Consider the following 10,066-nt stretch of genomic DNA (forward strand, 5'->3'; position numbering starts at 1 on the left):
GTGATCGACACCCGAAGGAAGAAAGAGGAAGCCATGGACGCTCAGAGCGGGCAGCTCGTCGACGCCCTGCGTGCGTCTCTGAAGGAGAACGCGCGCCTGAAGGAGCAGTACGACCGGGTGGTCGCCGCCAACTCCGAGCCGATCGCGATCGTGGGGATGGCCTGTCGCTTCCCCGGCGGGGTGACCTCGCCCGAGGAGCTGTGGGACCTGGTGGCCTCCGGCGGTGACGGGATCTCCGAGTTCCCGGTGAACCGTGGCTGGGACCTGGAGAACCTCTACCACCCGGACCCGGACCACTCCGGGACGACGTACGTCCGCGAGGGAGGGTTCCTGCACGACGCCGACGAGTTCGACGCGTCCTTCTTCGGCATCTCGCCCCGCGAGGCGCTGGCGATGGACCCGCAGCAGCGGCTGGTGCTGGAGACCTCCTGGGAGGTCCTGGAGCGGGCGGGCATCGACCCGGCCGCCCTGCGGGGCAAGCCCGTCGGAGTCTTCGCCGGCGACATGTACCACGACTACTCCGCCGGACACTCCGAGGGCATGGGATCGGACCCCGACAGCGTCGAGGGCTACCTGATGACCGGTGGCGCCGCCAGTGTGCTGTCCGGCCGGGTGTCGTACTTCCTCGGCCTCGAAGGCCCGGCGGTCACCGTCGACACGGCCTGCTCGTCCTCCCTCGTGACCCTGCACCTGGCCGCCCAGTCACTGCGCTCCGGCGAGTCCTCGCTGGCCCTCGCCGGTGGTGTCACCGTGATGAGCGCCTCGGACGTCTTCGTGGACTTCTCCCGGCAGCGCGGCCTGTCCGTGGACGGCCGCTGCAAGCCGTTCGCGGCGGCCGCCGACGGTACGGGCTGGGCCGAGGGCGTCGGCATGCTGCTGCTCGAACGGCTGTCGGACGCGGTGCGCAACGGGCGCCGGATCCTGGGTGTCGTACGGGGCTCCGCCGTGAACCAGGACGGCGCCTCGAACGGCCTCACCGCGCCCAACGGCCCCTCCCAGCAGCGGGTCATCCGCCGCGCCCTCGCCAACGCCGGTCTCGGCGTGTCGGACGTCGACGTCGTGGAGGCGCACGGCACCGGGACGCCGCTGGGCGACCCGATCGAGGCCGAGGCGCTGCTCGCCACGTACGGGCAGGAACGGACGACCGGCGAGCCGCTGTGGCTGGGGTCGGTGAAGTCGAACATCGGGCACACGCAGGCCGCCGCCGGCGTCGCCGGCGTCATCAAGATGGTGATGGCCATGCGGCACGGCGTGCTGCCCCGCACCCTGCGCGTCGACGAGCCGAACCCGCAGGTGGACTGGACGGCCGGCGCCGTGGAGCTCCTGACGGAGGCCCGCCCCTGGCCCGAGCTCGACCGCCCCCGCCGAGCGGGCGTCTCCTCCTTCGGGGTCAGCGGCACCAACGCCCACGTCATCCTGGAGCAGGCCCCCGAGACGGCACCCGGCGGCGAGCACGCCACCCCCGGCGTGCTGGGCGGCGACGTCGTCCCGCTGGCGCTGTCGGCACGCGGCAGGGCCGGACTCGCCGGCCAAGCCAGGAACCTGGCGTCGTTCCTCGGCGGACAGCCGGACGTGAGCGCCCTCGACGCGGCGCGTGCGCTGATCCGGACCCGCGGTCTGCTGCCCGAGCGGGCCGTGGTGGTCGCGAGTGACCGCGCCGAGGCCCTTGCGGGCCTGGAGGCGCTGGGCAAGGGCGAGTCCGCTCCCGGTGTCGTCACCGGCGTGGGCGGATCCGTCAACGCCCGCAAGGTGTTCGTCTTTCCCGGCCAGGGAGCGCAGTGGGCCGGAATGGCGGCTGATCTCCTCGACGCCTCACCGGTGTTCACCGCCCGGATGGAGGAGTGCGCGAAGGCCCTCGACCCGCTGACCGGCTGGTCGCTGCTCGACGTCATCCGGCAGGCCGAGGGCGCGCCGTCGCTGGACGCCGTCGACGTCGTGCAGCCCGTCTCGTTCGCGGTGATGGTGTCGCTGGCGGCGCTCTGGCAGGCGTGCGGTGTCGTGCCCGACGCGGTGGTCGGCCATTCCCAGGGCGAGATCGCCGCGGCCTGCGTCGCGGGCGGTCTGACGCTGGAGGACGCGGCGACGGTCGTGGCCCTGCGGAGCCGGGCCATCGCGACCACTCTGTCCGGGCGGGGCGGCATGGCGTCGATCGCCGCGGACGCCGACCGGGTGGCCGAACTGATCAAGCGGTGGCCCGGCGAGATCGAGATCGCGGCCGTCAACGGACCCGCGTCGATCGTCGTCGCCGGCCGCCGCGAGTCCCTGCGCGAACTGGTCCTGGCCTGCGAGCAGTCGGGCGTACGCGTCCGCGAGATCCCCGTCGACTACGCCTCGCACTCGGCCCACGTCGAAGCCGTCGAGAGCGAGCTGCACACGACCCTGGCGAACATCGCGCCCCGGCCGGGTGCCGTCCCGTTCTACTCGACGGTGACCGGCGGACTCCTCGACACCGCAGAGCTCGACGCGGGCTACTGGTACCGGAATCTGCGCCGGACCGTCCGCTTCGACCCGACCGTCCGCGCCCTCGCGGCCGCCGGACACGGCGTGTTCGTGGAGGTCAGCTCCCATCCCGTGCTGGTCCCCGCGATCGAGCAGACCCTGGACGACGGCGGTACGACCACCCCGAAGGTGGTGACCGGGACCCTGCGCCGGGACGAGAACGGCTCGCGCCGCTTCCTGGAATCCCTGGCCGCTCTCCACACCCGCGGCACGGCCGTCGACTGGAACGCCGTCCTAGGCGAAGTCGCGGGACGGAACGCGGAGTTGCCCACGTACGCCTTCCAGCGGCAGCGCTACTGGCTGGAGAACAAGGGAGGTTCCGGCGACCCGGCCGGGCTGGGCCTGGCCGCCGTCGACCACCCGCTGCTCGGCGCGGTGGCCGACGTGCCCGGCTGGGGCGGCCTGCTCTTCACCTCCCGGCTCTCGCTCCGCACGCACCCGTGGCTGGCCGATCACGCCGCGGCCGGCACCGTCGTGCTGCCGGGGACGGCGTTCGTCGAACTCGCCGTCCGGGCCGGCGACGAGGCCGGCTGCGGACTGCTGACGGAGCTGGTGATCGAGGCCCCGCTCCTCCTGCCCGAACAGGGCGGCGTCCAGCTCCGGGTGGAAGTCGGCGAGGCCGAGGAGTCCGGGCAGCGGCCCATCCGGATCCATGCTCGCGACGAGAGCGCGGACCCGGGAACGGCCTGGACCCGGCACGCCGCCGGACGGCTCGCCCCCGACACCACCGCCCCCGACTTCGAACTGACCCAGTGGCCGCCCCAGGGCGCGGTCGCCGTGGACGACGTCACCACCACCGCGTACGACGGGCTCGCCGCCGCCGGATACGGCTACGGACCCGCCTTCCAGGGCCTGCGGGCCCTGTGGACGCGCGGGGAGGAGACCTTCGCCGAGGTCACCCTCCCGGAGGACGCCGGCGCCGTCGACGGATACGCCCTGCACCCCGCCCTGCTCGACGCCTGCCTCCACTCCGGCAGCGTGCGGGCCGGCCAGGACCGGCGGCTCGTACTGCCCTTCGCATGGACCGGCGTACGGGTGTACGCGGCCAGGGCCACCACCCTGCGCGTCCACGCCGTCCCGTCCGGACCCGACACCGTCACCCTGCGCCTGGCCGATGCCACGGGTGCCCCCGTCGCCTTCGTCGAGTCCCTCGTGGCCCGCCCCCTCGCCCCCGAGCTGCTCGACGCGACCGCGTCCGCCGTCCGGGACCGGCTCTTCCACGTGGTGTGGGAACGGCTCCCGCTCAACCCCTCCGGCTCGGCCCTGGAAACGACGCCGGTCGGCACGGCCGAAGACGTCCGCGCCCTCGCCGGAAACGGAGACGGAGACGGAGACGGAACCGGCACTGGCACGGGCCCTGGGGTACTCCTTCTCGACATCGACGGCGACATGGCGGGCGACATCGACGGCGGCCTCGGCGGCGGCCTCGGCGGCGGCCTCGACGGCGACGGCGAACGCTCGGACGCCGCCGGGATACGGCACCTCACCACCCGGGTCCTGGAGCTGGTCCAGGCCTGGCTGGCCCAACCCGACCTCCAGGACACCCGCCTCGTCGCCCTGACACACGGGGCCGTCGCGGCGGAGCACCCGGGCGGGCCGACCGACCTGGCCGGTGCGGCCGTGCTGGGTCTGCTGCGGTCCGCGCAGGCCGAGAACCCCGGCCGGATCGTGCTCGTCGACACCGACGGCACGCCGGAGTCGGCGGCGCTGCTCCCCGCGCTCCTCGGTGGCGACGAGCCCCAGTTCGCCGTCCGCGACGGTGTCGCCTACGTCCGTCGGCTGGCCCGTACGGCATCGGCCGGGGCGCTGGCCCTGCCTGCCGACGAGCCCGCGTGGCGGCTGGCGGCGAGTCCGGACGGCACGTTGGAGAACCTTCCGCTCGTTCCGGCCCCCGAGGCGCTGCGCGCGCTCGCGCCCGGCGAGGTCCGCATCGAGATGCGGGCGGCGGGCCTCAACTTCCGGGACGTGATGATCGGCCTGGGGCTGTACCCCGACCCGGCGGCGGAGCTCGGCACCGAAGGGGCGGGCGTCGTCACCGAAGTGGCCCCGGACGTGGCGGGACTGGCCGTCGGCGACCGGGTCCTCGGCATCTTCCCGGGCGCCGCCGGTCCGCTGGCCGTCTCCGACCACCGCACCGTGGTCCCCATCCCCTGCGGCTGGTCGTTCGAGCAGGCCGCCTCGATCCCGACGGTGTTCCTGACCGCGTACTACGCGCTGCGCGACCTCGCCGACCTCAAGTCCGGCGAATCCCTGCTCGTGCACGCCGCCGCCGGTGGCGTCGGCATGGCCGCGATCCAGCTCGCCCGTCACTGGGGCGCGGAGGTGTACGCGACCGCGAGCCCCGCGAAGTGGGACGCGGTGAAGGCCGACGGGGTCGCGGGGGACCGGCTCGCGAGTTCCCGGACCCTGGAGTTCGAGCAGCGGTTCCTGGACGTGACGGGCGGCCGGGGCGTGGATGTCGTACTGAACTCCCTGGCCGGGGAGTTCGTCGACGCGTCGCTCCGCCTGCTCCCGCGCGGCGGGCGTTTCGTCGAGATGGGCCGCACCGACGTCAGGGAAGCCGACGAGGTCGCCCGCGAGCACGCCGGGGTCGCCTACGAGGCCTTCGTCCTGGCCGACGTCGACAGCGAGCGGATCCAGCGGATGCTGGGCGAGCTGGTGGGGTTGTTCGAGCGGGGTGTGCTGACGCCTCTGCCGTTGACGACGTGGGATGTGCGGCAGGCTCCGGCGGCGTTTCGGTACATGAGTCAGGGCAAGCACACGGGCAAGAACGTGCTGGTGTTGCCGCGGGTGCTCGACCGGGACGGCACGGTGTTGGTGACCGGTGGTACGGGCACGTTGGGTCGTCTGGTGGCTCGGCGGCTGGTGTCCGAGCACGGGGTGCGGAACCTGCTTCTGGTGGGTCGCCGCGGGCGGTGCGCGGAGGGTGTGCCGGAGCTGGAGGCGGAGCTCTCGGGACTGGGGGCGCGGGTGCGTGTCGCGTCCTGTGATGTGGCGGATCGTGGGGCGTTGGCGGATCTGCTGGCTTCGGTGCCGGCCGAGGCTCCGTTGACGGGGGTCGTGCACACGGCGGGTGTGTTGGACGACGGTGTGGTGTCGGCGTTGACTCCGGAGCGGTTGGAGTCGGTGTTCCGGCCCAAGGTGGACGCGGTGCTGAATCTGCACGAGCTGACGCGGGGGCTTGATCTGGCGGCGTTCGTGTTGTTCTCGTCCGCGGCGGGTTCGTTCGAGTCGCCGGGGCAGGCGAACTACGCGGCGGCCAACGCGTTCCTGGACGCGCTCGCCCAGCATCGCCGGGCGCGTGGCCTGGCCGCGACCTCGCTCGGCTGGGGCCTGTGGGCCCAGGCGACCGACATGAGCGCGCACCTCAGCGACGCCGACCACCAGCGCATCGCCCGCGGCGGCATGGTCGCGTTCACCGCGGACGAGGGCATGGAGCTGTTCGACGCCTCGTTCCGGGCGCCCGAAGCCGCCCTGCTGCCGGTGAAGTTGGACTTCGCGGCCCTGCGGACCCGGGCCGGGAACGGTGCGGTCCCCGCCGTGCTGCGCGGGCTCGTGTCGGCGGGCCGGCGCTCCGCCCAGGGCGCCGACGCGAACCCGGACACCCTCGCGAAGCGGCTGGCCCGGGTGTCGCGCAACGAGCGGGAACGGATCCTCCTGGAGATGGTCCAGCACGAGGCCGCGGCCATCCTGGGGTTCGCCTCCGCAGACCAGGCCGAGCCGGACCGGGCGCTGAACGAGATCGGGTTCGACTCCCTCACCTCCGTCGAACTCCGCAACCGGCTCTCCGCCCTGACCGGACTGCGCCTCCCCGCCACGCTGATCTTCGACCACCCCACCCCGACGAGGCTGATGACCTACCTGGAGGGGGAACTCGGCCAGGAAGCGGACGCGGTCGAACTCCTGATGGCGGAACTCGACGGCCTCGAAGCCTCGTTCGCCGGCATCGAACCCGACGACACGGCCCGCCGACGGGTCCTCGCCCGGCTCCGGTCGCTGACCGCCCGCTGGCAGCACGGCACCGGAGCGGGCGGTCCGGGCGGGCCGGAGGGCACGGAGGAGGAAATCGACCTCGACTCGGCCACCGACGACGAGATGTTCCAGCTGATCGACAGCGAGTTCGGCCTTGAGGAAGGGCACACGGCATGAGCAACGAGCAGCAGCTCCGCGACTATCTGAAGCGCGTTCTCGCGGACGCCCGCCGCTACCAGAGCCGGGTGCGTGAACTGGAAGCCGCGAACACCGAGCCGATCGCCGTCATCGGCATGGCCTGCCGCCTCCCCGGCGGGGTGACCACCCCGGAGGACCTGTGGCGGCTGGTCGCCGACGAGTCCGACGTCATCACGGAGTTCCCCGAGGACCGGGGTTGGGACCGCGAGGCGCTGTACGACCCCGATCCGGATCACGCGGGCACGAGCTACGCCCGCGAGGGCGGCTTCATGGACGACGTCGCCGGGTTCGACGCCGGGTTCTTCGGCATCTCGCCGCGCGAGGCGCTGGCGATGGACCCGCAGCAGCGGTTGATGCTGGAGACCTCGTGGGAGGTCCTGGAGAGGGCCGGGATCGATCCGGTCGGCGTGCGCGGCTCGGACGTGGGCGTCTTCACCGGCACGGCGGGTGGCGACTACCGCGCCGACACGCACGCCGTCCCGGAGGGCCTCGAAGGCCATCTGATGACGGGCGCCTCGCTCAGCGTGCTCGCGGGCCGGGTGTCGTACGTCCTGGGCCTCGAAGGGCCCGCGGTGACCGTCGACACCGCGTGCTCGTCCTCGCTGGTGGCCCTGCACCTGGCGGTGCGGTCACTGCGGTCGGGGGAGTCCTCGCTCGCGCTGGCCGGGGGCGTGACCGTGATGGCCACGCCGTTCACGCTCATCGGCTCCTCGCGCCAGCGCGGCCTGTCCGCCGACGCCCGCTGCAAGGCGTTCGCGGAGACGGCCGACGGCACCGGACTCGCCGAGGGCGCGGGCGTGCTGCTCCTGGAGCGGCTGTCGGACGCGGTGCGCAACGGGCGGCGGATCTGGGGCGTGGTCCGCGGCTCCGCCGTGAACCAGGACGGCGCGTCCAACGGTCTGACCGCACCCAACGGGCCCTCGCAGCAGCGCGTGATCCGCACGGCCCTCGCCGACGCCGGCCTGGTGCCCGCCGACGTCGACGCGGTGGAGGCCCACGGCACGGGCACGGCCCTGGGCGACCCCATCGAGGCACAGGCGGTCCTGGCCACCTACGGGCAGCACCGTGACGCCGAGCGGCCCCTGTGGCTCGGCTCGCTGAAGTCGAACATCGGGCACGCCCAGGCCGCCGCCGGCGTCGCCGGGGTCATCAAGATGGTGATGGCCATGCGGCACGGCGTGCTGCCCCGCACCCTGCACGTGGACGAGCCGACCCCGCACGTCGACTGGACGGCCGGCCGCGTCGAGGTACTGACCCGGGCCCGCTCCTGGCCGGACCTGGACCGGCCGCGCCGGTCCGGAGTGTCCAGCTTCGGCGTCAGCGGCACCAATGCCCACGTGATCCTCGAACAGGCCCCGGAACCGACGCCGGTCACCGCCGACGCCGAGGAGGAGACGCCCGGTCTGCTGGGTGCCGAGGCGGTCCCGCTGCTCGTGTCGGCCCGCGGCTCCGCGGCAGGACTCGCCGGGCAGGCACGGGAGCTGGCCGGCTACCTCGCCGACCATCCCGAGGCGAGCGCGGAGGACGTGGCACGCTCGCTGGTCCGCACCCGGAGCGTGCTGCCCGAGCGGGCCGTCGTCGTCGCGGGCGACCGCGCCGAGGCGCTGGCCGGACTCGAAGCCCTCGCGGGCCCCGCCGACCCCGGAGGGACGCAGGGCGTCGCGGGTACGGAGGACGCCCCCGGCCTCGTCGTCGGCGAAGGCGGGGCCGTCAAGGGACGGAAGGTCTTCGTCTTCCCCGGACAGGGCGCCCAATGGGCCGGCATGGGAGCCGACCTCCTCGACACCGCGCCCGTGTTCACGGCCCGGATGGAGGAGTGCGCGAAGGCCCTCGACCCGCTGACCGGCTGGTCGCTGCTCGACGTCATCCGGCAGGCCGAGGACGCTCCTTCGCTGGACACCATCGACGTCGTACAGCCGGTGTCGTTCGCCGTCATGGTGTCGCTCGCGGCGCTCTGGCAGGCCGCCGGTGTCGTGCCCGACGCGGTCGTGGGGCACTCGCAGGGAGAGATCGCCGCCGCCTGCGTGGCCGGCGGCCTCACGCTGGAGGACGCGGCGACCCTGGTCGTCATGCGCAGCCGCGCGATCGTCGGCCTGCCGGGCAAGGGCGGCATGGCCTCGATCGCCGAGCCCGTGGACCGCGTGGCCGACCTGATCGAGGAATGGCCGGGCAAGCTCGACGTCGCGGCCGTCAACGGCCCCGCCTCGACGGTCGTCAGCGGTGACCTGGAGGCGCTCGGCGAACTCCTCGCCGCCTGCGAGGCCGCGGGAATCCGGGCCCGGCAGCTCCTCCTCAACAACAGCGCCGGCCACTCCGTCCAGATGGAGGCCATCGAGGGCGAACTGCGCCGCACCCTGGCCGGTCTCTCGCCCCGGCCGGCCACGGTGCCGTTCTACTCGACGGTGACCGGCGGCCTGTTCGACACCGCCGGGCTCGACGCGGGCTACTGGTACCGGAACGTACGCCAGACCGTCCGCTTCGACCCCGCCGTGCGCGCCCTCGTGGCCGCCGGCCACGGAGCGTTCGTGGAAGTCAGTACGCACCCGGTGCTGGTCCCCGCGATCGAACAGACCCTGGAGGACACCGCCACCGCCGCCCCGAAGGCGGTGACCGGGACCCTGCGCCGGGACGAGAACGGCCCGCGCCGCTTCCTGGAATCCCTGGCCGCCCTGCACGTGCGCGGGGTGGCGGTCGACTGGAACGCCGTCCTGGGACGGACTCCCGGCCGGCCGGTGGAGCTGCCGACCTACGCCTTCCAGCACCGGCGGTACTGGCTCGACACCACCTGGAGTGCCGCAGACCGGGCAGGAGGCGCGGCGCTGCCGGGCCAGGGCGACGAGACGTCACGGGAGGACGCGGCGGCCGACGCCCGCAGCCTCGTCCAGCGGCTCGCCGCCATGCCCGCGGAGGAACGGGACCACACCCTGCTCACCCTGGTCCGCACCTCGGCGGCCGCCGTACTCGGCCACACCTCCGAGGCCGAACTGCCGCCCGGCCGCGCTTTCGGCGAGGCCGGCTTCACCTCCCTCGCCGCCGTCGACCTGCGCAACCGGCTCTCCCGGGTGACCGGCCTGCGCCTGCCCAGCACGCTGATCTTCGACCACCCGACACCCGTCGCACTCATGCACTTCCTCAGGGACGAGCTCTTCAGCACGGGCACGGCCGAGGAACCGGTCCTCGCCGAACTGCGCCGACTCGAGGACGCGGCCGGCTCGCTCGCCCCCGACCGGATCGAGGCCACCGGCCTCATCACCCGGCTCCAGGCACTGACCGCGAAGTTGGAGGCAGCGGGCGGCGTCGCCCGCACGGACGGGGCCGACGTCGCGGCCAGGCTCGAATCGGCCTCGGTGGACGACGTCTTCGCCTTCATCGACGTGGAATTCGGAGAGGGATAAAG

The 10,066-nt window shown here is 73.6% G+C and carries 2 protein-coding genes; both read left to right on the top strand.

Annotated elements, in window-relative coordinates; all coding sequences use genetic code 11:
* On the top strand, positions 1–6,648 hold the full coding sequence (locus MRBLMG1_RS00165) for a type I polyketide synthase (protein WP_414721446.1): 6,648 nt from the start codon (positions 1–3) through the stop codon (positions 6,646–6,648).
* 26 nt (positions 6,649–6,674) lie between these two features.
* On the top strand, positions 6,675–10,064 hold the full coding sequence (locus MRBLMG1_RS00170) for a type I polyketide synthase (protein ID WP_414721477.1): 3,390 nt from the start codon (positions 6,675–6,677) through the stop codon (positions 10,062–10,064).
* The last annotated feature ends 2 nt before the right edge of the window (positions 10,065–10,066 follow it).

The organism is Streptomyces sp. LMG1-1-1.1, assembly GCF_040815545.1.
Taxonomy (GTDB): domain Bacteria; phylum Actinomycetota; class Actinomycetes; order Streptomycetales; family Streptomycetaceae; genus Streptomyces.